Annotated in this window: 21 protein-coding genes; 7 read left to right on the top strand and 14 right to left on the bottom strand. The window is 72.6% G+C overall.

Annotated elements, in window-relative coordinates; all coding sequences use genetic code 11:
• Window positions 1-75: 75 nt before the first annotated feature.
• Both M8I34_RS23725 and pssA read left to right on the top strand, forming a co-directional pair.
• Window positions 76-723: a phosphatidylserine decarboxylase gene (locus M8I34_RS23725; RefSeq protein WP_030079423.1), complete on the top strand. Its 648-nt coding sequence runs from the start codon at window positions 76-78 to the stop codon at window positions 721-723.
• Window positions 710-1,570 carry a CDP-diacylglycerol--serine O-phosphatidyltransferase gene (pssA, locus tag M8I34_RS23720; protein WP_244417941.1) on the top strand — a complete coding sequence of 287 codons (861 nt, stop codon included), beginning with the start codon at window positions 710-712 and terminating at the stop codon, window positions 1,568-1,570. The genes M8I34_RS23725 and pssA overlap by 14 nt, the downstream gene beginning before the upstream one ends.
• A gap of 104 nt (window positions 1,571-1,674) precedes the next feature.
• Here the strand turns inward: pssA and M8I34_RS23715 are convergent, their stop codons facing one another.
• Window positions 1,675-2,796, bottom strand: a complete 1,122-nt coding sequence (locus tag M8I34_RS23715) for a glycerate kinase (protein ID WP_250052201.1) — start codon at window positions 2,794-2,796, stop codon at window positions 1,675-1,677.
• A gap of 343 nt (window positions 2,797-3,139) precedes the next feature.
• Here M8I34_RS23715 and M8I34_RS23710 point away from each other — a divergent pair, with 343 nt between their 5' ends.
• Together M8I34_RS23710 and M8I34_RS23705 are read left to right on the top strand one after the other, a co-directional pair.
• On the top strand, window positions 3,140-3,652 hold the full coding sequence (locus tag M8I34_RS23710; protein ID WP_250052155.1) for an NUDIX domain-containing protein: 513 nt from the start codon (window positions 3,140-3,142) through the stop codon (window positions 3,650-3,652).
• Window positions 3,653-3,691: 39 nt separating this feature from the next.
• Window positions 3,692-4,501, top strand: a complete 810-nt coding sequence (locus M8I34_RS23705) for a nucleotidyltransferase domain-containing protein (protein ID WP_250052153.1) — start codon at window positions 3,692-3,694, stop codon at window positions 4,499-4,501.
• Window positions 4,502-4,561: 60 nt separating this feature from the next.
• Here the strand turns inward: M8I34_RS23705 and M8I34_RS23700 are convergent, their stop codons facing one another.
• Window positions 4,562-5,197, bottom strand: a complete 636-nt coding sequence (locus M8I34_RS23700) for an NAD(P)-dependent oxidoreductase (protein WP_250052151.1) — start codon at window positions 5,195-5,197, stop codon at window positions 4,562-4,564.
• Between the two features lie 90 nt (window positions 5,198-5,287).
• On the opposite strand from M8I34_RS23700, the gene M8I34_RS23695 reads away from it, so the two are divergent.
• On the top strand, window positions 5,288-5,947 hold the full coding sequence (locus M8I34_RS23695; protein ID WP_250052149.1) for a TetR/AcrR family transcriptional regulator: 660 nt from the start codon (window positions 5,288-5,290) through the stop codon (window positions 5,945-5,947).
• Window positions 5,948-6,007: 60 nt separating this feature from the next.
• Here M8I34_RS23695 and M8I34_RS23690 read toward each other — a convergent pair whose 3' ends face one another.
• The 7 genes from M8I34_RS23690 to M8I34_RS23660 all read right to left on the bottom strand — a co-directional run bounded on the left by M8I34_RS23690 (window position 6,008) and on the right by M8I34_RS23660 (window position 14,437).
• Complete coding sequence (locus M8I34_RS23690) at window positions 6,008-6,553, bottom strand: methylated-DNA--[protein]-cysteine S-methyltransferase (protein WP_250052147.1); 546 nt, start codon at window positions 6,551-6,553, stop codon at window positions 6,008-6,010.
• 10 nt (window positions 6,554-6,563) lie between these two features.
• Window positions 6,564-8,036 (bottom strand): DNA-3-methyladenine glycosylase 2 family protein, encoded by a 1,473-nt coding sequence (locus tag M8I34_RS23685; protein WP_250052145.1) that lies wholly within the window; start codon window positions 8,034-8,036, stop codon window positions 6,564-6,566.
• Between the two features lie 103 nt (window positions 8,037-8,139).
• Window positions 8,140-9,117 carry a prolyl aminopeptidase gene (gene pip, locus M8I34_RS23680; RefSeq protein ID WP_250052143.1) on the bottom strand — a complete coding sequence of 326 codons (978 nt, stop codon included), beginning with the start codon at window positions 9,115-9,117 and terminating at the stop codon, window positions 8,140-8,142.
• Between the two features lie 252 nt (window positions 9,118-9,369).
• Window positions 9,370-9,882: an O-acetyl-ADP-ribose deacetylase gene (locus M8I34_RS23675; protein WP_250052141.1), complete on the bottom strand. Its 513-nt coding sequence runs from the start codon at window positions 9,880-9,882 to the stop codon at window positions 9,370-9,372.
• A 90-nt stretch (window positions 9,883-9,972) separates the two neighbouring features.
• Entirely contained in the window at window positions 9,973-11,394 is a 1,422-nt protein-coding gene (locus M8I34_RS23670; protein ID WP_250052138.1) for an NAD(P)/FAD-dependent oxidoreductase, read from the bottom strand.
• A gap of 40 nt (window positions 11,395-11,434) precedes the next feature.
• Window positions 11,435-12,235 (bottom strand): inositol monophosphatase family protein, encoded by an 801-nt coding sequence (locus M8I34_RS23665; protein WP_051817848.1) that lies wholly within the window; start codon window positions 12,233-12,235, stop codon window positions 11,435-11,437.
• A gap of 309 nt (window positions 12,236-12,544) precedes the next feature.
• Window positions 12,545-14,437: a gamma-glutamyltransferase gene (locus M8I34_RS23660; RefSeq protein WP_250052137.1), complete on the bottom strand. Its 1,893-nt coding sequence runs from the start codon at window positions 14,435-14,437 to the stop codon at window positions 12,545-12,547.
• Window positions 14,438-14,640: 203 nt separating this feature from the next.
• Here M8I34_RS23660 and M8I34_RS23655 point away from each other — a divergent pair, with 203 nt between their 5' ends.
• Window positions 14,641-15,405: a Sir2 family NAD-dependent protein deacetylase gene (locus M8I34_RS23655; protein ID WP_250052136.1), complete on the top strand. Its 765-nt coding sequence runs from the start codon at window positions 14,641-14,643 to the stop codon at window positions 15,403-15,405.
• 156 nt (window positions 15,406-15,561) lie between these two features.
• Here M8I34_RS23655 and M8I34_RS23650 read toward each other — a convergent pair whose 3' ends face one another.
• From M8I34_RS23650 to hydA, 3 genes are all read right to left on the bottom strand, one after another.
• Complete coding sequence (locus M8I34_RS23650) at window positions 15,562-17,118, bottom strand: NCS1 family nucleobase:cation symporter-1 (RefSeq protein ID WP_250052135.1); 1,557 nt, start codon at window positions 17,116-17,118, stop codon at window positions 15,562-15,564.
• A 160-nt stretch (window positions 17,119-17,278) separates the two neighbouring features.
• A complete protein-coding gene (locus M8I34_RS23645; RefSeq protein ID WP_250052134.1) occupies window positions 17,279-18,280 on the bottom strand; it encodes a TIGR03842 family LLM class F420-dependent oxidoreductase in 1,002 nt (333 codons plus the stop codon).
• Window positions 18,281-18,291: 11 nt separating this feature from the next.
• On the bottom strand, window positions 18,292-19,701 hold the full coding sequence (gene hydA / locus M8I34_RS23640) for a dihydropyrimidinase (RefSeq protein ID WP_250052133.1): 1,410 nt from the start codon (window positions 19,699-19,701) through the stop codon (window positions 18,292-18,294).
• A 368-nt stretch (window positions 19,702-20,069) separates the two neighbouring features.
• Between hydA and M8I34_RS23635 the strand changes: the two genes are divergently transcribed.
• A complete protein-coding gene (locus M8I34_RS23635; RefSeq protein ID WP_250052128.1) occupies window positions 20,070-20,954 on the top strand; it encodes an ABC transporter substrate-binding protein in 885 nt (294 codons plus the stop codon).
• A gap of 75 nt (window positions 20,955-21,029) precedes the next feature.
• Here M8I34_RS23635 and M8I34_RS23630 read toward each other — a convergent pair whose 3' ends face one another.
• Window positions 21,030-22,352, bottom strand: coding sequence for an aspartate aminotransferase family protein (locus M8I34_RS23630; RefSeq protein WP_250052125.1), 1,323 nt, complete (start codon window positions 22,350-22,352; stop codon window positions 21,030-21,032).
• The gene (locus tag M8I34_RS23625; protein WP_250052107.1) at window positions 22,349-23,191 is read right to left on the bottom strand and encodes a nitrilase-related carbon-nitrogen hydrolase; all 843 of its coding nucleotides are present in this window, start codon (window positions 23,189-23,191) and stop codon (window positions 22,349-22,351) included. Before M8I34_RS23625 ends, M8I34_RS23630 begins: the two co-directional genes overlap by 4 nt.
• Window positions 23,192-23,276 lie beyond the last annotated feature (85 nt).

Genomic DNA, 23,276 nt, shown 5'->3' with positions numbered 1-23,276 from the left:
CGCAACCGATACCATCCCCGGAAAGCCGCCGTCCCCCGTATCCATACGCGGCATCCTCCGCTACGAAGGTCATCCATGCCCCACAGCCAATCCTCTGCACAACGCGGTCGTGTCCGCCTCGCGCGCGGAGCGTCGCCGTGGCTCCTGCCGACCGTTGCCACGGCAGCGGTCAGCCTCGCCCGGTCCCGCCGGTCGGGTCGCTGGGCCGCTGTTGCCGTGCCCACCACCGCGCTGGCGGCGGGCATGCTGTGGTTTTTCCGCGACCCCGAGCGGGAGATCGCTCAGGGACGCGTCATCTCCCCGGCCGACGGTGTGGTGCAGAGCATCATGCCGTGGAAGGACGGACGCACCCGCGTCGCGATCTTCATGAGCCCGCTGAACGTCCACGTCAACCGCGCGCCGCTGGCCGGCACGGTGACGTCCGTGGAGCACATCCCCGGCGGGTTCGTCCCGGCGTTCAACAAGGAGAGCGAGAACAACGAGCGGGTGGTCTGGCACTTCGACACCGAGCTCGGTGACATCGAGATGGTGCAGATCGCCGGCGCGGTGGCCCGCCGTATCGTCCCGTACGTGCCCGAGGGCACCAAGGTCGAGCAGGGTGAGCGGATCGGACTGATCCGCTTCGGCTCGCGCGTCGACGTCTACCTCCCGGAGGGCGTCGAGGTGGCGGTCGAGGTCGGCCAGGCGACCACCGCGGGGGTGACTCGTCTTGACCGTGATTGATCCCGAGACACAGGCGGGCTGGGCGCCCGAGACCGACGAGGACGAGGACGACATGCCGCTGTCCACGCGGCTGTCAATAGCGGACACCCTCACCCTCGGCAACGCGATCTGCGGCTTCATGGCCGTGTACTTCACGACCACCGGGGTCCTCATCCCGCATCTGACGGGCAACGAGGACGGCGGGATGGCCCGCCACAGCGCGGCGATGGCCGTGATCCTGATGCTGCTGGCGTCGGTCTTCGACCTCTTCGACGGGCTGGTGGCGCGCAAGCTGCGGGCCTCGGCGATGGGGGCCGAGCTCGACAACCTCTCCGACCTGATCAGCTTCGGCCTGGCGCCCGCGTACTTCGTGGTGACCTGGGGCATGGTCACCCAGGACGCGAACCAGCGGGTGTCCGTGGTCGCGGCCGTCGTGGTGCTGCTGGCGGTGGTGCTCCGGCTTGCCCGGTTCTCCTGCGTACCGATGCGCGACGGCATGTTCCAGGGCATGCCGGGCCCGTTCGGCGCACTGACCGTCGTGGCCATCGTGCTGCTGGAGCTGCCCTTCGTGCCGACGCTGCTGGCGATCATCGGGGTGGCCTGGCTGATGGTGAGCCGGGTCGAGTACCCCAAGCCGCGGGGCCGGCTCGCGGTGGCGATGCTCAGCTGGATCGTGCTCAGCATGGGCATGCTCACGGCCTGGGCGCTGGACGCCCCCGGCGGTCAGCTGCTGCTCCAGACCGGCTGTGCCCTCCAGGTGGTCCTGGGCGCGATGATCCCGCTGTTCGCGACGGCCCGGAGGGTCAACACCTTCCGCGACAACCGCCGCGAGTCGCGGGAGGAGTCCCGCGCCGCACAGCTTCCCTAGCGGAACGCAGAACGACGCCGCGGGCCCCCACCGAGTTTCTCGCTCGGGGCCCGCGGCGTTGTGGTGTGCGCGTGTGTGCGGCCCGCGGCGGGCCGCACACCGCCTCAGACCAGGAAGTCCCGCGCCAGCTGCTCCGCCGCCCGCTCCAGCAGCGGGCCCGCCTCGGCCATACAGCGGGCCGGATCGGGCTCCAGATCCGTCAGGGCGTAGGCCCGCCGGATGCCCGCAGCGCCGAGCGCTTCCTGCGTCAGCTGGAGGCGGCCGCAGACCGCGACCACGTCCAGACCGGCCGCACGGGCCGCGGCGGCGACCCCCGCCGGGGCCTTGCCGTGCAGCGTCTGGGTGTCGAGCGAGCCCTCGCCGGTGATGACGAAGGTGGCCTTGGCCAGCGCCGGGGCGAAGCCCAGGACGTCGAGCATCACGTCGATGCCCGGCCGGAACGCCGCGTCCAGGCCGACCAGCGCGCCGTAACCGATCCCGCCCGCGGCGCCCGCGCCGGGTGCCAGGGCGTGTTCCGCGGCCTTCGGGCCCACCGCGCGCTCCAGCACCTCGGCGTAGTGCGCCAGCGCGGCGTCCAGCGTGGCCACGTCCGCCTCGGTCGCGCCCTTCTGCGGGCCGTAGACCGCCGGGGCGCCCTTCGGGCCCGTGAGCGGGTTGTCCACATCGCTGGCGAGCACGATCGAGATCTTCGCCAGCCGGGGGTCCAGCCCCGACAGATCGGCGGTGGCCAGGTCGCGCAGCGGGCCGCCGCCAGGGGCGACCGGCTCGCCGTCCGCGTCCAGGAAGCGCGCGCCCAGCGCCGCGAGCATGCCCGCGCCGCCGTCGGTCGTGGCGCTGCCGCCGACACCGAAGACGATCGAGGCCGCGCCCGCGTCGAGGGCCGCGAGCAGCAGCTCGCCGGTGCCGTACGTGGTCGCGGTCAGGGGCGCGAAGACGCCCGCCGGGAGGTGCTGGAGCCCGGAGGCCTCCGCCATCTCCACCACCGCAATGCCTCCGCGCAGCGCGAAGGTGGCCGTCACCGGCGTGCCGGTGGGGCCGGTGACCTGTGCCTCGTGCCGGGTGAAGCCGGCCGCGAGTGCCGCCGCGACCGTGCCGTCGCCGCCGTCCGCGACCGGGACGGCCGCCACGTCGAGACCGGGGACCGCACGCCGGAGACCGGCCGTGACATGCTCGGCGACCTCGACGGCCGTGAGCGAACCCTTGAATTTGTCCGCGGCGATCAGCACATGTGCTGTGGATGTCCTTGCTGCGTCCGCCACCGTGTTTCCCCTTGCTTTCGAACTGGCAGTCGCGCCGCTGTGACCTTATCCGGCGCATGGCCCGGCGAACAGGGCACTTGGGACGTGCCTTGCCGATCACGGCGGGCTCGCGGGGCCCGGTACGCGCTCCCCCAAGGGCTTCGGCCCCGCTCCCTGATCCGCCCCTGATCCGCTCCCAGATCCGCCCTGGCCCGTCCTGGTCGGAAAGACACGCCCGGGGTCGGACGGTGCTGCCGAGCGCCCCCGGGGTGCGCCGGCAAGATCCCCGTGACCGGCGTGGCCCCGGACCCGTACCGTCTAGGCTCGCGCCGTGACCACCTTGGACTACGCCACGTACATCGCCGGCCTGCCCCGCGTGCTCGCGGGCGCGGGCGTCATCTTCCGTGACGCGGAAGGCCGCCTTCTGCTCGTGGAGCCCAACTACCGCGACACCTGGATCCTGCCGGGCGGCACGGTCGAGTCGGACCACGGCGAGTCGCCCCGTCAGGCCGCCCGCCGCGAGGCCGCCGAGGAGATCGGCCTGGACGTGGAGCCGGGCGCGCTGCTCGTCGTCGACTGGGTACGCGGAAAGGACCGGCCGCCGCTGGTGTCGTACCTCTACGACGGCGGGGTGCTGGACGCCGCGCAGCTGGCCGCGATCCGTGTGCAGGAGGACGAGCTGCTCTCCTGGCGCATGGTGCACTGGGACGAGGCCCAGACGCTGGTGAACCGGGAGATGGCCCTGCGCCTCGGCGCCGCCCTGAAGGCCCTCGCGGACGGCCGTGGACCGGCGGAACTGGAGGACGGCGTGCCGCCGGCCGGGGCTGACGGTACGTCGGAATAAGGCGGGCGGCGGTCATCCCGCCGGTACTAGCGTGGTCGGATGGATGAGATCGCCGCGAAGGTCGCGCAGGTGCCGGGAGTTGTCGGGGTGATGCTCGGCGGAAGCCGGGCACGGGGTACCCATCGGCCGGACTCCGACTGGGATCTGGGCGTCTACTACCGGGGCGAGCCGGATCTCGCGGCGCTGGAGGCGCTGGCCGTGGAGGTGACCGGCGGCCCCGTCGAGGTGTACGGGCCGGGCGCCTGGGGCGCGTGGGTCAACGGCGGGGCCTGGCTCGTCCTGCCCGACGGGCGCCATGTGGACTGGATCCTGCGGGACGTCGACCGGGTGCGGCGGGTGTGGGAGGAGTGCCGCGAGGGCCGCTTCGAGATCGGCGCACAGGCCGGTCACCCCCTGGGCTTCTGGTCCCCCGCCTACCCGGGCGAGGCGGCGCTGGGCCGGGTGCTCGCGGACACCGACGGGGAACTGGCCCGCCTGAGGAACGAGACCCGCACCTATCCCGAGGCCCTGCGCAAGGCGCTGACCGAGGGTGCGGTCTGGGACGCGGGGTTCTCGGTGGCGATGGCGGGCAAGTCGTACGCGGCCCTGGACGTGCTGCATGCGGCCCTGTGTCTGTCCCGGGCCGTCGGCGACCTCGTCCAGGCGCTGCACGCCCATCACCGCGTCTGGTGTCTCAATGAGAAGGGCGCGCTCGCGGCGGCCACGGCGATGCCGGAGACACCGCCCGGCTTCGGGGACCGTGCCACCGCCCTGCTCGGCGGCCTCGGGCGCGGGGAAACGGAGTTGCGGCGCTCGGTGGCGACGGCGACGGAGCTGGTGGACGAGGTGCGCGGGGTCGTCGCGGGCTGAGGCCGGCGATGATTGCGGGGCTGGGTGGCGGCTGGTGGCCCGGCATCCGTGCAGGCCTCCTCAGCGGCTGATGCCGACCGCATGGCCGTAGGTCTGCGGGTCGTCGACGAAGTCGAGCATGGCGCGGGCCACGTCGGCGCGGCTGATGACATCGCCGGACGGGCCGGCTTCGACGGTGTGGCGGTAGCTGCCCTCGCCCGGCTTGTCGGTCAGGCGGGGCGGGCGGACCGCCGTCCAGTCGAGAGCGCTGTCGCGCAGTACGGACTCCATCCGCTCCAGGTCGGTGTAGAGCTCCTTGAGGGCCGCCCACAGCAAGGGCCCGAACAGCCGGCGGGTGAGGAACGACTGCCCCGTGCCGGCGCGGTTCAGCGGGGCCGCGCTGACCACGAGGAGCCGCCGTACGCCTGTTGAGGTCAGCGCTTCGACGAGCGCGCGGGCCGAGGTGGACGCGGGCCGCAGCGGGTCGTGCCGGCCGGCCTGGCCGATGCCGGAGAGCACCGCGTCGGCGCCGTCGACCACCGCCTTGACGGACGCCGGGTCGAGCGCGTCCGCGCGGACCACCGTCAGACGCTCATGCCGCTCGGTCAGCTTCTCCGGGCTGCGCAGGGCCGCGGTCACCTCGTGGCCGTCGGCCAGGGCGTGGGTGACGAGCTGTCGGCCGACGCCGCCCGACGCGCCGAGAACGGTGAGTTTCATGGTCTCTCCTGGGACAGCAGGAAGGTGAGTGAGCACTCACCCACGAGTGTGGGTGAGTGCTCACTCACCTGTCAACGTAGACTCGGCGCCATGACCCGAGACGCCGCCGCTCCGCTGACCGGAGGCGCCCTGACGCGCTCCCGCATCCTCGACGCCGCCGCCGCGCTGATGACGACCGTGGGCCTGACCCGTACGACGACGAAGCAGATCGCGCGGGAGGCGGGCTGTTCCGAGGCGGCGCTGTACAAGCACTTCCACAACAAGGAAGAGATCTTCGTGCGGGTGCTGCACGAGCGGGTACCGCAGTTCTCGGACGTGCTGGAGCAGCTGCCGGGCCGCGCGGGCGACACGCGCGGCCCGGCCGGGCACCTCACGGCGGTGGCGCTGGCCGCCGTCCGGTTCTACCGCCGGGCCTTCCCGATGGCCGCGTCGCTGTTCGCCAGTCCCGAGCTGCTGGCGACACACCGCCGCAAGCTGCACGAGCTGGGCACCGCCGGGCCGCAGAACGCCACCCAGCACCTGGCCGGATATCTGGCGGCCGAGCAGGCGCTGGGCCGGGTCGCGTCCGGCATCGACCCGCACGCGGCGGCCACGCTGCTCATCGGGGCCTGTTTCCACCGCGCCTTCCTCGACCTGTTCTTCGACGCCGAGGCACCGCCCGGTGTGCTTCTCCCGGCAGGCGACGAGGAGTTCGCGGCGGAGACCGTACGGGCGCTGCTGGACGGCCTCACTCCCCCGGGCCGGGCCTGAGGGCGCAGGCCCCGTTCCGTGTACGGCTTCGCTCGGGCCCCGCAGGGGCGAGCGGACCCCTCACCCGCACGCCTCCGCCGGGAAGAGGGCGTCCTCCGTCCGTTCGAAGGCGAGCAGCCGGCGCTTGCGGTCGAGCCCGCCGCCGTAGCCCGTGAGGCTGCCGTTGGCGCCGACGACGCGATGGCAGGGGACGATGATGCCGACCGGGTTGCGCCCGTTGGCCAGACCGACCGCGCGGGCCGCCGTCGGGACGCCGAGCCGTTCGGCGAGCTGCCCGTACGAGAGGGTCTCGCCGTACGGGATCGTGCACAGCGCCGCCCAGACGCGGCGCTGGAAGGGCGTGCCGTGCAGGGCGAGCGGCAGGTCGAAGGTGGTCAACTCGCCGCGGAAATAGGCCCGGAGCTGGGTGATGGCCGGGGCGAACGGCGGCTCGTCGGGGTCCGCCGGGTCGCCGAAGGTCTCCTGGGGCGGGCGGTGGCGCTGATCGGTCATGTAGAGGCCGGTGAGGGCCTCGCCGGCGGCTACCAGGGTGAGCGGCCCCACCGGGGTGTCGTCGAGGACGGTGTGGGTGCGGGGCGCTTCGGGCGCGGGCGCGTGAACGGTCATGGCTTCGGGCTCAGTTCGTCGGGAGGTGGTTGATGGGGTGGTCGTCGGTCGCCCAGAGGTACTGGACGGCGTAGGCGCGCCAGGGGCGCCAGTGCGCGGAGTGGCGGGTGAGGGCCGCCGGGGTGTGCGGCAGCCCGAGCCCGGCGGCCGCGCGGCGCAGGCCTAGGTCGGTCGGTGTGAAGGCGTCCGGGTCGCCGAGCGCGCGCATGGCGATGCATTCGACGGTCCAGGGGCCGATGCCCGGCAGCGCCGTGAGCTGTGCGCGGGCCTCGTCCCGGTCGCTGCCGACGCCCAGTTGGAGCGCGCCGGAACCGAGCGCGGCGACGACGCCGGTGAGGGTGGCCCGGCGGGCCCGGGGCATCGCCAGCGACTCCGGGTCCAGCCCGGCGAGCGCGGTGGCGGGCGGGAAGAGATGGCTGAGGCCGCCGCCCGGGTCGTCGACCCGTTCGCCGTGCGCGCGGACCAGCCGTCCGGCGTGGGTGCGGGCCGCCGCGGTGGAGACCTGCTGGCCGAGGACGGCGCGGACGGCGAACTCCTCGGCGTCGACCGTGCGCGGGACCCGGCGGCCCGGCGCCTTGTCGACGAGGGGTGCCAGCAGCGGGTCCTCACGGAGCAGCCCGTCGACGGCCTCCGGGTCCGCGTCGAGGTCGAGCATCCGGCGGCAGCGGGCGATGGCGCCGGCCAGATCGCGCAGGTCGGTGAGGGAGAGGCGGCAGTCGATGTGGTCGGGGCGGGGCGAGAGGGCGACGATGCCGTGCCCGTAGGGGAGGCTCAGGGTCCGGCGGTAGGCGCCGTCCCGCCACTCCTCGACCCCGGGGACCGCGGTGGCGGCGAGGTGCCCGAAGAGGTTGTCGGGGTTCAGCGGCCGGCGGAAGGGCAGCCGCAGCGCGAGCGAGCCGGGCACCGCCGCACGGGGGCCGGGCCTGGCGCGCTGCCGCAGCTCCGTCGGGGACAGCGCGAAGACCTCCCGTACCGTCTCGTTGAAGGTACGGATGCTGGCGAATCCGGCGGCGAACGCGACATCGGCCATCGGCAGTGCGGTGGTCTCCACCAGCAGCCGGGCGGTCTGTGCGCGCTGCGCGCGGGCCAGGGCGAGCGGCCCCGCCCCCAGCTCCGCCAGCAGCTGGCGCTCTATCTGGCGGGGGCTGTAGCCGAGCCGGGCGGCGAGTCCGGGAACGCCCTCACGGTCGACGGTGCCGTCGGCGATCAGCCGCATGGCGCGGGCGACGAGGTCGGCCCGCTCGTTCCACTCGGGAGACCCCGGGCTGGCGTCCGGACGGCACCGCTTGCAGGCCCGGAAGCCCGCCTGCTGAGCGGCGGCCGCGCTCGGGTAGAAGCGCATGTTCTCCGGCTTGGGCGGCACCACGGGGCAGCTGGGACGGCAGTAGATACGGGTCGTGAGCACGGCGGTGTAGAACCAGCCGTCGAAGCGGGCATCCTTGGACTGCACGGCGCGCAGACAACGCTCGGTGTCGGTGTGCATGACCTCAGGATTGCTCAGTCGCCGGCATCCGGCTGGCGAGAATCCGACATCTACGTCGGGTCGCCTGGGGCGGGACGGGTCGCCCGGGGCCGCCCTTCGGGCCTCACTTCCCGGCGAACCGGTCGAGCGCGCCGATCACCTCCGCGCGCATCGCCTCGCTCCCCTTGTGCCCCGCGTCAGGGAGGACGGTCAGGTGGGCGTCGGGCCAGGCGCGGGCGAGCTCCCACGCCGTGTGGGGCGGCCCTCCCATGTCCTGACGGCCGTGGAGGAGCACTCCCGGGATGCCTGCCAGCCGGCCGGCGTCCCGCAGCAGCGCGCCCTCCTCCAGCCATACGCCGTGCGAGAAGTAGTGCGAGCAGATCCGGACCAGGGCCACCTTGGCCTTCGAGGGCCGGTCGCCGTAGGGGCGGGGCGCGCCGTACGGCTCCAGGGAGAGCACCGTGTCCTCCCAGGCGCACCAGTCGGCGGTGGCCCGCTCGCGCACCGCGGGGTCGGGGTCCGCCATCAGGCGGGCGTAGGCCCCGACGATGTCGCCGTCCCGTCCCACCCCCGGAGCACCCGCGAGGAAGCGCTCCCACGCCTCCGGGAAGAACCGGCCGACACCCCGGTAGAGCCAGTCGGTCTCCGAACGCCGGGTCGTGGTGACGTGGGGGATGACGATCTCCGACACCCGCTCCGGGTGCCGCTCCGCGTACGCCAGGATCAGCGTCGAGCCCCACGATCCGCCGAACAGCAGCCAGCGGTCGATGCCCAGGTGCACGCGCAGCCGCTCCATGTCGGCGAGCAGATGGCCGGTGGTGTTGTGCCGCATGTCGGTGGCCGGGTCACTGGCGTGCGGGGTGCTGCGTCCGCAGCCGCGCTGGTCGAAGAGGACGACGCGATAGCGGTCCGGGTCGAAGTTCCGGCGCGCGCCCGTGCCGCACCCCGACCCCGGCCCGCCGTGGACGACCAGCGCGGGCTTCCCTTCCGGGTTTCCGCAGACTTCCCAGTACACGAGGTTGCCGTCGCCGACGTCGAGCATGCCGGTGTCGTAGGGCTCGATCGGGGGATAGGGCTCGATCGGGGCGTGGGGCTGGGTCATCTTCCGCTCTCCTCCTGGTACTTCGTCCAGTCCACTCGACGTGGCGCTTGCGGTCGAGCGGACGGCCGTACCCAACGGATCGAACCATGCCCCGCCCCCGTCCCCGGTACGAACAGGCCACGGGTCAAGGCGAGTTCGATGATTCCCAGTTGCGTCGTCCCGTCCGTACCCGGGCTGCACGGTGCCCGGCCCCTCGACCGGTCGCGTGCCGCACCAGATCACGCCGGGCCGTGCCGTAGTGCCGGGCCGCGGTCAGCGCACGTGTGCAGCGAAGGTCGCGTGCGCCTGCTCGTCGAAGAGGACGAACCGCACCTCTTCGACCGCCGTCTCGGCGTCCCGCACCGTCGCCACGGCGATACGAGCGGCGTCCTCCATCGGCCACCTGTAGACGCCCGTGGAGATGGCCGGGAAGGCGACCGTCCGGGCGCCCAGTTCGTCGGCGATCCGCAGTGATTCGCGGTAGCAGGAGGCCAGCAGGCCGCTGCGGTCCGCACTGTCGGAGTGGACGGGGCCGACGGTGTGGATGACCCAGCGGGCCGGCAGGCGGCCGGCGGTCGTGGCGACGGCCTGGCCGGTGGGCAGACCGCGGCCGTAGTGCGCGGCGCGCAGGGCACGGCACTCGGCGAGGATCTCCGGGCCGCCGCGCCGGTGGATCGCGCCGTCCACTCCCCCGCCGCCGAGCAGCGAGGAGTTGGCGGCGTTGACCACGGCGTCCACGGCTTGTTCGGTGATGTCGCCCTGGATGAGGGTGAGAGTGGGGCTCATGGTGTCCGAGCCTACGGAGGGTCGTACGGCGCGGCCACCCGGTTCAGCGGCTGCGCGGCCACTCGGTTCAGGGGTGAATGGCCAGTCGGTTCAGCGGCGGTTTGCGCGCAGCCGGCGCCAGACCGCTTTGGCGGCGTAATGGCCGGACATGCCGTGGACGCCGGGGCCGGGCGGGGTGGCCTGGGAGCAGAGGAAGACGGCGGGGTGGGCGGTTTCGTAGGGGACGCGGGTCAGCTTGGGACGGATGAGCAGGCGCAGACCGGCCGCGGAGCCGGTGGCGGTGTCGCCGCCGACGTAGTTGGCGTTGCGCGCGGCGATCTGGGGCGGACCGGCGACCGCGCGGGCCAGGACCAGGTCCCGGAAGCCGGGGGCGAAGCGCTCGATCTGCCGCTCGACGACGTCCGTGGCGTCGCCCTCCCAGCCGTGGGGGACATGGCCGTACGCCCAGAAGGTGTGCTTGCCCTCGGGGGCGCGGGTGGGGTCGATCAGGCTGGGCTGAGCGGTGATCAGGAAGGGTACGGAGGGGTCCTGGCCGTGGGTGGCGGCGTTCAGCGCGGCGGAGATCTCGCCGCTGGTGGGGCCGATGTGGACGGTGCCGGCGCGGTGGGCCTCCTTGGCCGTCCACGGCACCGGGGCCGACAGGGCGTAATCGACCTTGAAGACGCTGGGGCCGTACTTCACGTCGCGGTAGGCGTTGCCCAGGCCCGCGATCCGGGCGAGCGCGGTCGGTGAGGTGTCGAAGACATAGGCGCGGGCCGGCGGCAGGTCGTCCAGGCGTTTGACCTCGAAGTCGGTGTGGACCACGCCGCCGTGGGCGCGCAGCAGACCGGCGAGCGCGTCGGAGATGGCCTGGGAGCCGCCGCGCGGCACCGGCCAGCCCTTGGCGTGCGCGGCGAGCGCGAACATCAGGGCCATGCCGGAGGTCCCGAAGCCGCCGAGCGGGGCGTTGGCATGCGCCGCGAGCCCGGCCATCAGGGCGCGCGCCTTCTCGTCCTGGAAGCGGCGGTTGAGGAGGGTGACCGGCTGCGCCGCGACCAGGCCGAAGCGGGCGTAGGTCAGCGGGTCCTGCGGCAGGCCGAGCCACTGGGTACGCAGGAAGTCATGGGCCATCGCCTCCCACTTGCCGGTGAAGGGCTCGACGAGCCTGCGGTAGGTGCCGGCGTCGCGCGGTCCGAAGGACATGGCGGTCTCGCCGACGGAGTGGCCGAGCACGGCGGCCGTGCCGTCGGGGAACGGGTGCGCCATGGGGAGGTCGGCGTGCAGCCATTCGAGGCCGTAGCGGTCCAGCGGCATGGCGGAGAAGGCGGGTGAGCCGATGCCGGTGGGGTGCACCGCCGAGCAGGGGTCGTGGCGGAAGCCGGGGAGGGTCAGCTCCTCGGTGCGGGCGCCGCCGCCGATGGTGTCGCGGGCTTCGAAGACCTCCACGGACATGCCACGGCGGGCGAGTTCGACCGCCGCCGTCAGGCCGTTGGGCCCCGCCCCGATCACCACGGCATCGAGCATCCTCGGCACCTGCGCCACTCCCCTCAAGTCCGACCCTCGTCGGTGAGGGTCAGTTGGCGGCTGCCAGCAGTCCGAGGATACGCCGCGCGGTTGCGGTGTCCCGCGCCGCGGTGAAGGGCAGCGCATTGCCGCCTTCGATCCGGAACGGCTGCCCGGCGACCGTGCCGCTCGCGCCGCCCGCCTCATGGACGAGCAGCAGTCCGGCCGCGTGGTCCCAGGAGTTTTCCCAGCTGAAGGCCGTGGCATCGAGGTCGCCGCGGGCTATGTGCAGATACTCCAGGCCCGCCGAACCACAGGGGCGCGGGGCGATACCGCCGGTCTCCAGGGCGGCGAGCACCCGCTTCTGGTCGTCGGTGGTGAAGTCGTAGTGGGAGGTGGCGACATCGAGGACCGCAGCGGAGGAGGGGCTGCCGGCCCGGAGCGGTACGCCGTTCAGCCAGGCGCCGGCGCCGCGGCGGGCGACGGCCATCAGGCCGAGGGCGGGGGCGTACGTCCAGGAGGCGAGCACCTCGCCGTGGTGGGCGAGCGCGACGAGCGTGGCGAAGCCGGGGTCGCCGTGGACGAACTGGCGGGTGCCGTCGACCGGGTCGACGATCCAGACGGGGGCGTCGCCGTGCAGCGCGTCGAGCACGCTCGGGTCGGCGTGCACCGCCTCTTCGCCGACCACCCGGGAGCCGGGCAGCAGGTCCGTGAGCGCGGCGGTGAGGTGCTCCTCGGCGAGCCGGTCGGCGACCGTGACGAGGTCGTGCGGCCCGTTCTTCTCGACGATGTCCTCGGCGGCGAGCTGCCGGAAGCGAGGCATGATCTCGTCGGCCGCGGCACGGCGGACGGCGACCTCGACGGCGGCCATGTCCAGCGTCGACACGTCGAAGGACGGAGCCTCGGGAGCGCCGGGCGCGGTCGCGGCGGCGGCTGTGGGAGCAGGTGTGGGGGCAATCGGGGTAATCGCGGTATCTCCCGAATCTTGGGTACGAAGTGCTTCGATCATGTGTCCATCGAACCACGAGCCACTGACACGAGGACTGGACTCCAGGTGAACTCCGGATGCCGCGGAAGGCACGGGGCGGGGGGCCGGGGGCCGGGGGCCGGGCGGAGGCCCCCGCCGGCCGGGCAGGCCCCAGCAGGCCCCCTCAGCGCCCTCAGGCGCCCGGCAGCGCCTTCAGCGCCCGACCGCGTACCCCTGCATCCCCCGCGGATTCGCCGCGGCGGACAGCACCCCGGTCTCCGGGTCCCGCGCCACCGCGCACAGGCGCCCCTCGGACCAGGCGTCACCCACCGTGACGTGGTGCCCACGCCGGCGCAGCTCGTCGATGACGCCGTCGCCGATGCGGGATTCCACGGTCACGCTCCCCGGCCGCATCCCGCGCGGGAAGAAGGAGCCGGGGAAGGAGTCGTTGTGCCAGTTCGGGGCGTCGACGGCGCCCTGTAGGTCGAGACCGCCGCGGACCGCCCCGCGCAGCGCCACGGCCAGGAAGAAGTGGACCTGCCACTGGTCCTGCTGGTCGCCGCCCGGCGTACCGAAGGCCATCACGGGAACCCCGTCGCGCGGGGCGAGGGACGGGCTGAGAGTGGTGCGGGGGCGGCGTCCCGGGGTGAGGGAATTGGGCAGGCCCTCCTCCAGCCAGGCCATCTGGAGCCGGGTCCCGAGCGGGAAGCCGAGCGCCGGGACGACGGGGTTGGACTGGAGCCAGCCGCCCGAGGGGGTGGCGGAGACCAGGTTGCCCCAGCGGTCGACGACATCGATATGGCAGGTGTCGCCCCGGGTGGCACCGTTCCGGTCGATCTCCGGCGCGACATCCGCCGGCACCCTGCCCGACGCGGCATCCGCCGGTCCCCCGCCCGGCGCGGCCTGCGCCGTCGCACCGCGCGCGACGGTCGGTTCGCCGGCACCGCTGCCGGACAGGCCCCTCGCCTCAAAACCGTCCTCCCCCGCCGCTGCCGCCACCGCATGCTTGCTCAGCCGCGGGGTGCGGCCGTCCGGGCTGCCGGGCCGCAGCGCGTACGAGGCCCGCTCGCCGATGAGGGTCCGGCGGGCGGCGTTGTACCCGTCGCCGAGCAGGGTGCCGAGCGGTACCTCGTCGGCGTCGCCGTACCAGGCCTCCCGGTCGGCCATCGCCAGCTTGCAGCCCTCGATGAGCAGATGGACGTAGTCGGGGCTGCCGTACGCGGGCAACTCGTCCGGCAGCAGGGCGAGTTGCTGGAGGAAGGCGGGGCCCTGGGACCAGCCGCCGGCCTTGGCGACGGTCCAGCCGTTCCAGTCGTGGGTGACAGGTGCCTCGTAGGTGGCGGAGAAGGCGGCCAGGTCGTCGCCGGTGAGGGTGCCCGCGTGGCGTTCGCCGGAGGTGTCCATGGCCGGGCGGGCCGCGAAGTCGGCGAGCGCCGCGCCGATGAAGCCTTCGCGCCAGATGCGGCGGGCGGCGTCGATCTGCGCCTCACGGCTCGCCGACGCGGCCTCCGCCTCCGCGAGCAGCCGCCGCCAGGTGGCCGCCAGCGGCCGGTTCCTGAGCAGCCCGCCGGGCGCGACGGATTTGCCGTCCGGGAGGTAGATCTCCGCCGACGAGATCCACTCCGTCTCGAAGAGTTCGCGGACCGTCCCGACGGTCTCACCGATCCGCTCGACGGCGGGATGGCCGTGCTCGGCGTAGCCGATGGCGTACCGCAGCACCTCGGCGAGGGACTTGCTGCCGTGGTCGCGCAGCAGCAGCATCCAGGCGTCGAAGGCGCCGGGGACCGCGGCGGCGAGCGGCCCGGTGCCGGGCACCAGGTCGAGGCCGAGCGAGGTGTAGTGCGCCACGCTCGCGCCGGCCGGCGCCGGGCCCTGCCCGCACAGCACCTGAACGGGACCGTCGGCGGGTGCCAGGATGATCGGCACTTCGCCCGCCGGACCGTTCAGATGCGGCTCCACCACATGCAGCACGAACCCGGCGGCCACGGCCGCGTCATAGGCGTTGCCGTCGTCCTCCAGGACGGCCATCGCGGACTGGGACGCGAGCCAGTGCGTGGTGGAGGCCATCCCGAAGGTGCCTTGGAGGGTCGGGCGGGTGGTGAACACGGAGGCTCCTGCGTCTGTGCGGAGGTATCTGGGCGGAGGTACAGCTGTGTCTGTGCGGAGGTACGGCCGAGGGGGCGGCCGGCGGGGCCTCGCCGGGATGCGCCGCCCCCGAGGTTGCTGCCCCGGAAGCCGCCGCCGCATCCGTATGCCGCCCGGCCCAAATCCCTTCGCTCCCGTCGGCCCCCTCTGCGTACCCTCGCGTCATGACCGGCACCGATGTGTCCCCCGACCAGCCGACCAGCCGCCCGCTCGTCGCGATCCTCACCGGCGCGGGCATTTCCACCGACTCCGGCATCCCCGACTACCGGGGGCCGAACGGGCTGTGGCGACGGGACCCGGAGGCGGAGAAGCTCGTCACGTACGACGCGTACATGGGCGATCCGGAGATCCGGCGGCGGTCGTGGCGGATGCGGCAGGAGAGCCCGGCGTTCCGGGCCGAGCCGAATGCCGCGCATGAGGCGGTGGCCCGGCTGGAGCGGTCCGGGACGCCGGTACGGGTGATCACGCAGAACGTGGACGGGCTGCATCAGCGCGCCGGGATGCCCGAGCGCAAGGTGCTCGAACTGCACGGCACCGTACGGGCCGTGACCTGCACCCGCTGTCATGCACGGTCGTCGATGCAGGAGGCGCTGGCGCGGGTGGCCGCGGGCGAGCCCGATCCGCCGTGTCTGGTGTGCGGGGGAATCCTGAAGTCGGCGACGGTGATGTTCGGGGAGCGGCTGGACCCGCAGGTGCTCGGTTCGGCGCTGGGGGTGGCGAAGGCGGCAGAGGTCTTCTTCGCGGTCGGGAGCACGTTGCAGGTGCAGCCGGCCGCCTCGCTCGCCGGGGTGGCCGCGGAGCACGGCGCGCGGCTGGTCATCGTGAACGCCGAGCCGACGCCGTACGACGAGCTCGCCACCGAGGTGATCCGCGAACCGATCGGCAGTGCGCTGCCGAGACTGCTGGCGGGGCTGGCGGAGCACGCGTAGACACGGGCGGCACGGGGGCGCGCGCCGGCCCCGGCTTGGTGAGCCGCCGAGGCCGGAACGGTCGCCGGCGCGCGCAGAAGCGCGTAGTCGGACCGGGCGGCCGACCCGACGCGGACGGCCGACCCGACGCGAGCGCGGGAGCCCACGGCCGACACCTCAGTGCGGCCGGGTGGCCCGCCCGCGTGCCGTGATCATCAGCAGCGGGTAGAGCGTCAGCGCGGTGCCCAGGCCCACCGCCCAGCCGTAGTCGGCCAGGGGCTTGAGGAACGGGATCAGACCGTCGGCGGGGAACGGGCCCTTCCCGGGCTGTGAGTACGAGCCGCCCACTGCCAGCAGGCCGCCGACGGCGAAGGCGAGGACGGCCCGCCAGTTCCAGCCGGCCGTGTACCAGTAGCGGCCGCCGGGACGGTAGAGGTCGGCCAGGTCGAGGACGGTACGGCGGATGATCCAGTAGTCGGCGATGAGGATGCCGGCGACCGTACCGAGCAGCCCGCCGACCACCCCGAGCCAGGTGAAGATGTAGAGCTCCGGGGTGGCGGTGAGCTTCCACGGCAGGATGATCACGCCGATCACGCCCGTGATCAGCGCGCCCCTACGGAAGTTGATGAGCTTCGGTGCCAGATGGGCCAGGTCGTAGGCGGGCGAGACGACATTGGCGGCGATGTTCACGGAGATCGTCGCGACCAGGACCGTGACCAGGGCGAAGAGCAGGCCGAAGACGCTGTCGGACTTCCCGGCCAGCGCGACCGGGTCCCAGACCGGCGCCCCGTACACCGCCTGTGAGCCGGAGGTGACCAGTACGGAGAGCAGGGCGAACGCCGTCATCGTGGTCGGCAGCCCCAGGGACTGCCCCCAGACCTGGGCCCGCTGCCCGGCGCCGAAGCGGGTGAAGTCGGGGATGTTCAGGGACAGGGTGGCCCAGAAACCGATCATCCCCATGAGGGACGGGAAGAAGACCTTCCAGAAGTGTTCGCCCCAGCCCAGTGCGCTCGGCTGGTCCAGCAGCGGGCCGAACCCGCCCGCCTTGGCCGCCATCCACCCGAGCAGCACCAGCGCGCCGACGAGGACGAAGGGCGCGGCCCAGTTCTCGAAGCGGCGCAGAGTCTCCATGCCCCGGTGGATGATGGCGAGTTCGATGACCCAGAAGACCAGGAAGCAGAGCCAGAGGGTCCAGGGGTAGCCGCCGATGGACGCCGCTTCGGCCCAGTCACCGCCGAAGATCTTGCCCAGCAGGATGTAGATGCCCTGGCCGCCGATCCAGGTCTGGATGCCGAACCAGCAGCAGGCCACGGCGGCCCGCACCAGCGCGGGCAGATTGGCGCCGCGCAGCCCGAAGGACGCCCGCGCCAGAACGGGGAAGGGGATGCCGTATTTGGGGCCCGCATGCCCGGTGAGCAGCATCGGGACGAGGACGATGACATTCGCCAGCGCGATGGTCAGGACCGCCTGCTTCCAGTCCATGCCGAGCGCGACCAGGCCGGAGGCGAGCGTCCAGGAGGGGATGTTGTGGGCCATCCCGATCCACAGGGCGGTGAAGTTGTAGGTGGTCCAGCGGCGTTCGGACAGCGGTACCGGGCGCAGGTCGGCGTTGACGTACCGGCCGTGCGCCGCGATGGCGCCCGGTGCCGGTTCGACCCGGCCGTCCGGGGCGGTGATCTGGCCCGCGGGCGCTATGGGGAGTTCCGGCGGCACGGAGGAGGAGGGCGCGGACATGTGCGGGGCCTTTCGTCCGGGTGCGGGCCGCCCGGTGGCCGGGGCGGCGCAGCGGGGCATCGGTCGTGGCGCCCGGCCTGTCTGCCGGCCGCCACGACCGCTGGGGCCGTTCGGGCCGCAACGCCGGAGGCGGTGTGCACCGCCCCGTATGAACGCCCGTTCAGTCGGCGAACGCGGGAAGGATCTCTGCTCCGTAGGCGTCGAGGGTGGATTCCTTGGCGTCGTGCATGGCGTAGAGCGCGAACTGGTCCACGCCCAGCGCCTTGAGCTGTTGCAGCTTGTCGAGGTGCGCGGCGACCGGGCCGAGCAGGCAGAAGCGCTCGATGACGGTGTCCGACACAAAGCCCGCGTCCGGGTTGCCCGACCGGCCGTGGTGGGCGTAGTCGTAGCTCTCCCGGGACTTGATGTAGTCGGTCAGCTCGTCCGGCACCATGCCGGAGTGCTCGCCGTAGCGGGTGACGAGGTCGGCGACGTGGTTGCCGACCATGCCGCCGAACCAGCGGCACTGCTCGCGGGCGTGCTCCAGGTCGTCGCCCACATAGGCCGGTGCGGCGACACAGATGGTGATCTCGTCCGGATCGCGTCCGGCGTCCGTGGCGGCCTTCCGTACGGCCTTGATCATCCACTCGGTGAGGAAGGGGTCGGCGAGCTGGAGGATGAAGCCGTCGGCCAGCTGGCCGGCCATGGCGAGGGCCTTGGGCCCGTAGGCGGCCATCCAGACCGGCAGCTTGCCGTCCTTGATCCAGGGGATCTTGATCCGGTGGTCGCCGACATACGCCTCCCGCCCCTCGGCCAGATCGCGGATGACACCGATCGCCTCGCCCAGCCGGGCCAGGGTGTTCGGCGGCCGCCCGGCCACCCGCATCGCGGAGTCGCCGCGGCCGATGCCGCAGACGGTGCGGTTGCCGTACATCTCGTTGAGGGTGGCGAAGGTGGAGGCGGTGACTTCGGGGGCGCGGGTGGAGGGGTTGGTGACCATCGGACCGACGATCAGCCGCTCGGTGTGTTCCAGGATGCGGCTGTAGAGGACGAACGGTTCCTGCCACAGCACGGTCGAGTCGAAGGTCCAGCCGTAGCGGAAGCCGTTGCGCTCGGCCCGGCGCATCAGGGACACGACGGCGGCGGAGGGCGGGTCGGCCTGTAGGACAACTCCGAAGTCCACAGCGGCGCTCCTTAAGTGAGGTACTGACATGTGCCACGCGGGATGTACTGACCGTGTCCCGCGTGTCCGGTGAACTCCCTGCGGTCGATGACGAGTTCACCCCGGGAGAGGACCGTCTCGACCTGTCCGGTGAGCTGTTTGCCCTCGTACGCCGAGTAGTCGACGTTCATGTGGTGGGTCTCGGCGGAGACGGTCTGCTGCGCGGTGGGGTCGTAGATGACGAGGTCGGCATCGGCGCCGGGGGCGATGGTGCCCTTCTTCGGGTAGAGGCCGAACATCCGGGCCGGGGCGGCGCAGGCGATCTCGATCCAGCGCCGACGGCTGATCCGGCCCTCCACGACGGCCTGGTGGAGGAGGTCCATCCGGTTCTCCACGCCGGGCATCCCGTTGGGGATCTTGGAGAAGTCGCCGCGGCCGAGCTCCTTCTGCCCCTGGAAGCAGAAGGGGCAGTGGTCGGTGGAGACCACCTGGAGGTCGTTGGTGCGCAGCCCGCGCCACAGCGCCGCCTGATGCTCCCGGGGCCGCAACGGGGTGGAGCACACGTATTTGGCGCCCGCGAAGTCCGGCTCGGCGAGGTTGTCGGTGGACAGGAACAGATACTGCGGGCAGGTCTCACCGAAGACGTTCAGCCCCTTGTCCCGGGCCTGGGCGATCTCGGCCAGGGCTTCCTCGGCGGAGACATGGACGATATAGAGCGGCGCACCGGCCACCCGCGCCAGCTGGATGGTGCGGTGGGTGGCCTCGGCCTCCAGAAGGACGTGGCGGACCTCGCCGTGGTAGCGCGGGTCGGTGCGGCCAGCGGCCAGCGCCTGTTCGACGAGGACGTCGATGGCGATGCCGTTCTCGGCGTGCATCATGATCAGGCCGCCGTTGTCGGCGGACTGCTGCATGGCGCGCAGGATCTGTCCGTCGTCGCTGTAGAAGACGCCGGGGTAGGCGGTGAACAGCTTGAAGGAGGTGACGCCCTCCGCCACCAGGAGGTCCATCTCCTTGAGGGTGTGCTCGTTCACATCCGAGAGGATCATGTGGAACGCGTAGTCGATGGCGCACTGGGCGTCGGACTTGGCGTGCCAGGTGTCCAGGCCGGCGCGGAGCGACTTGCCGCGGGACTGGACGGCGAAGTCGATGATGGTGGTGGTGCCGCCCCAGGCCGCGGCGCGGGTCCCGGTCTCGAAGTTGTCGGAGGAGAAGGTTCCACCGAACGGGAAGTCCAGGTGGGTGTGTGCGTCGACGCCTCCCGGGATGACATATCTGCCGGTGGCGTCGAGGATGCGGTCCGCCGACTCCCCCCAGCTGCCCGCGGTGGGGCTGCCGTGCGCGGCGAGGGCGGCGATCCGGCCGTCCTCCACCAGGACATCGGCGTGGATCTCATCGGCGGCTGTGATGACCAGTCCGCCCCGGACGACCGTACGGCTCACCATCCTTGCTCCTTCCACACCAGCGACATCGGCGGCACGGGAAGGCGGAGCTCGACGCGCACCATCCCCTCGGCAGGTCTGCTCCGCTGACGCCACGCCACCACCGGTCTACACCCGTAGATCGCGGTCGAGAAGGAGACCGTAGAAGCATGTCACCCACGGTGGCAATACCGTGACCGTTAATCAGCGGAGACGTTCGTGTTGCCCCGACGATCAGCTGGACGGTTCAACGCGGCGCCCGGACGCCATGGGCCCGGCACCCGGCGGAGGGGTGCGGGAGTGACGCGATGGGCAGATATCCGCCGACGCCGGCGGGCCATCCGGGCGAACGCCACAGCATCCTGACGGACGACGCAGAGGGGCGAGGGGTCATGGAGCACAGCGCACCGTGGGAGTTCTCCGACGACCGGGGGCGCCTTGCGGTGGCCGGGGACCGGCCGTTGCGGATCGTGGCGTACATACAGGCGGGGGCGACGCTGTGGGACCACGGCATACGTCCCGTGGGGCTCTTCGGGTCCCAGCACGACGGCGCCGCCCCCGACCCCGCCAAGAGCGGTGAGCTGCCGCTCGCGGAGATCCCCTACCTGGGTTCGGGCGGCGCGCTGCACCCGGACACCCTGCTGGAGGCGGAACCGGACCTCGTCGTGGCCGTGACCTACGACGGCGAGCAGGTCTACGGGCTGGAGCAGAAGACCGCGCTGGAGCTGGAGACCCATGTCCCCCTCGCCACGGTAGCGGTGGGCCCCGGCCGGAGCCTGGCCGAGGTGCGCGAACGGTTCGCGGCGCTCGCCGGCTCGCTCGGCCGGGGCGAACCCCCCTCCGCCGCCCGCGAGTTGGACGCCGCGGAGGATGCCCTGCGGCAGGCGACCGGCGGCGCCGTACGGCCTCGGGTGCTGGCGCTGTCGCCCGCGGGCCCGGAGCGGGTGCATCTGGCCCGGCCCAGCTCCTGGCCCGACCTGCGGGCGCTGACCGAACACGGCGTCGGGCTGCTGGAGCCGGCCGCGGGCGCCGGGGTGAACTGGTCCACGGTCGGCTGGGCGGAGGCCGCGGCGATGGACCCGGACATCGTGCTCATGGACGTACGGGTCAATGCCACCCGGCCCCAGGAGCTCCGGGCCGACGAGCACTGGCGCGCGATCGAGGCGCGGGCCCGGCTGCTGCCGTGGAACCCGGAGGCCCCGTGCAGCCGGCGCGCGCACACCCGTTTCTTCACCCTGCTGGCCGACACGGTGCGCGCGTCCGCCGGGACGGAGTGAGCCGTGCCGGGGCCCGCCGCGGGTGAGCGGGGGCCTCGCGCCTCGTGAAGCCCCCGCCGGCCGCGGTGGTGTCCGCTACGAGGCGGCCGCCATGCTGTGCGCCGCCCGTAGCGCGTCCGCGAGCAGATCCGCGCCCTCCTCGGCCTCGGCGACGGTCAGCGTCATCGGCGGGGCGATCCGCAGCGAGGCGCCGCCCTGGCCGCCCTTGCCGACCAGCAGACCGCGTTCCCTGGCGGCCTCCACGACCAGCGAAGCGGCCTCGGGCGAGCGCTCGTCGGTGCCGGGGCGGACCAGTTCGATGCCGATCATCAGGCCGCGGCCGCGCACTTCCCGGACGAATTCCAGGCCGGCCGCGACCGCCCGCAGCCGCTCGATGAGCAGGCCGCCGACCCGCCGGGCGTTGCCCTGGAGGTCGTGTTCGAGGAGGTAGTTGAGGTTGGCCAGGCCCGCGGCCATGGTGACGGGGCTGCCGCCGAAGGTGGAGATGGAGTTCGCGGAGAGCGAGTTCATCACCTCGGCGCGGGCCACCACCCCGCCGATGGACATGCCGTTGCCGATGCCCTTGGCGAAGGTGAGCATGTCGGGCGGGCCGTGGCCGGCGTGCGCCTGCCAGCCCCAGAAGTGGTCGCCGGTGCGGCCCCAGCCGGTCTGCACCTCGTCGCTGATCCAGAGGATGCCGTGCCGCGCGAGCACCTCGCGGAACGCGGCGTAGAGGCCGTCGGGCGGCATGGTGAACCCGCCGACGCCCTGGACCGGTTCGGCGATCAGCGCGGCGACACCGCCCGCGGTCTGCTGGAGCATGTCCTCCAGGTCGGCGACACAGGCGGCGGTGTACTCGGCGTCGCTCAGCTCCGCGTACGGGCCGCGGCTGCGTACCCCGCCGTGCACATAGAGCGTCTGGAGCGGCGAGAGGCTGGTCGGCGACCAGCTCTGGTTGCCGGTGATGCCGACGGTGGAGAACGAGCGGCCGTGGTAGCTGTTGCGCATCGCCAGGATCTGGTTGGAGCGGCGGTGCGTGGTGGCCAGCAGCAGGGCCGCGTCATTGGCCTCCGTACCGGAGGTGGTGAAGAAGACCCGGGCGTCGGGGATGCCGGAGAGCGCCACGATCCGCTCGGCCAGATCGACCATGGGGCGGGAGAGGTAGAGCGTCGAGGTGTGGATGATGCGGCCGGCCTGCTCGCTGACGGCCTTGGTCACCTCGGGCAGCGCGTGCGCCGTCATGGTGGTGAGGATGCCGCCGAAGAAGTCGAGGTAGCGGTTGCCCTCGGCGTCCCAGACATGGCGGCCCTCGCCGTGGGTGAGTTCGAGCGGCCGCTCGTAGTAGAGGCTAAGCCAGGAGGGCAGGACGGCCTGGTGGCGGGCGTGCAGGGCCGCCGTGTCCTGGGGTGTCTGGGTCATGGCTGCACCAGCCCGTCGTACGCGTCGGGGCGGCGGTCGCGGTAGAACGCCCACTGCTGCCGGACCTCGTCGATCAGGGCGAAGTCGAGGTCGCGGATGACCAGTTCCTCCTTGGAGTCGCTGGCGAGGTCGCCGACGAACTGGCCTCGGGGGTCGACGAAGTAGCTGGTGCCGTAGAAGTCGTTGTCGCCGTACTCCTCGACGCCGACCCGGTTGATCGCCGCGATGAAGTACTCGTTGGCGACGGCGGCCGCGGGCTGTTCCAGCTGCCAGAGGTAGGCGGACAGGCCGCGGGAGGTGGCGGAGGGGTTGTAGACCAGTTGGGCGCCGTTGAGGCCCAGCTGCCGCCAGCCCTCGGGGAAGTGGCGGTCGTAGCAGATGTAGACGCCGACCTTGCCGACGGCGGTGTCGAAGACCGGCCAGCCGGCGTTCCCCGGTTTGAAGTAGTACTTCTCCCAGAAGCCCTTGACCTGCGGGATGTGGTGCTTGCGGTAGGTGCCCAGCACCGTGCCGTCGGCGTCGATGACGGCCGCGGTGTTGTAGTAGAAGCCGGCCTGTTCGACCTCGAAGACGGGGACGACGATGACCATGCCGGTCTCGCGGGCCAGGTCCTGCATCCGCCGGACGGTCGGGCCGTCGGGCACCGGCTCGGCCCAGCGGTAGTGCTCGGGCTCCTGGACCTGGCAGAAGTACGGGGCGTTGAAGACCTCTTGGAAGCCGATCACTTTCGCGCCCTGCGCGGCCGCCGCCCGGGCGTACTCCTCATGCTTCGCGATCATCGATTCGGTGTCGCCGGTCCAGGTCGCCTGGACCAGTGCGGCACGCACAACATCGGCCATGAGCTGCTCCTTTGTCGATGCGTCAGCCATGCAGCCCGCGCGGGATCTACGCGTGTGGAGGTGACCGTAGGCCCCCGTCACACAC

It is taken from the genome of Streptomyces sp. MCA2 (assembly GCF_023544705.1).
Lineage (GTDB): Bacteria > Actinomycetota > Actinomycetes > Streptomycetales > Streptomycetaceae > Streptomyces > Streptomyces decoyicus.
Note: the sequence above shows the minus strand (reverse complement) of the source record. Positions and strands in the feature narration are given on the sequence as shown.

Coding starts and splice junctions, on each gene's coding strand:
- M8I34_RS23725 (WP_030079423.1), top strand. CDS start 76: ATGCCCCACAGCCAATCCTCTGCACAACGCGGTCGTGTCCGCCTCGCG.
- M8I34_RS23705 (WP_250052153.1), top strand. CDS start 3,692: ATGGATGAGATCGCCGCGAAGGTCGCGCAGGTGCCGGGAGTTGTCGGG.
- M8I34_RS23700 (WP_250052151.1), bottom strand. CDS start 5,197: ATGAAACTCACCGTTCTCGGCGCGTCGGGCGGCGTCGGCCGACAGCTC.
- M8I34_RS23695 (WP_250052149.1), top strand. CDS start 5,288: ATGACCCGAGACGCCGCCGCTCCGCTGACCGGAGGCGCCCTGACGCGC.
- M8I34_RS23690 (WP_250052147.1), bottom strand. CDS start 6,553: ATGACCGTTCACGCGCCCGCGCCCGAAGCGCCCCGCACCCACACCGTC.
- M8I34_RS23685 (WP_250052145.1), bottom strand. CDS start 8,036: ATGCACACCGACACCGAGCGTTGTCTGCGCGCCGTGCAGTCCAAGGAT.
- pip (WP_250052143.1), bottom strand. CDS start 9,117: ATGACCCAGCCCCACGCCCCGATCGAGCCCTATCCCCCGATCGAGCCC.
- M8I34_RS23675 (WP_250052141.1), bottom strand. CDS start 9,882: ATGAGCCCCACTCTCACCCTCATCCAGGGCGACATCACCGAACAAGCC.
- M8I34_RS23665 (WP_051817848.1), bottom strand. CDS start 12,235: ATGGCCGCCGTCGAGGTCGCCGTCCGCCGTGCCGCGGCCGACGAGATC.
- M8I34_RS23655 (WP_250052136.1), top strand. CDS start 14,641: ATGACCGGCACCGATGTGTCCCCCGACCAGCCGACCAGCCGCCCGCTC.
- M8I34_RS23650 (WP_250052135.1), bottom strand. CDS start 17,118: ATGTCCGCGCCCTCCTCCTCCGTGCCGCCGGAACTCCCCATAGCGCCC.
- hydA (WP_250052133.1), bottom strand. CDS start 19,701: ATGGTGAGCCGTACGGTCGTCCGGGGCGGACTGGTCATCACAGCCGCC.
- M8I34_RS23635 (WP_250052128.1), top strand. CDS start 20,070: ATGGAGCACAGCGCACCGTGGGAGTTCTCCGACGACCGGGGGCGCCTT.
- M8I34_RS23630 (WP_250052125.1), bottom strand. CDS start 22,352: ATGACCCAGACACCCCAGGACACGGCGGCCCTGCACGCCCGCCACCAG.
- M8I34_RS23625 (WP_250052107.1), bottom strand. CDS start 23,191: ATGGCCGATGTTGTGCGTGCCGCACTGGTCCAGGCGACCTGGACCGGC.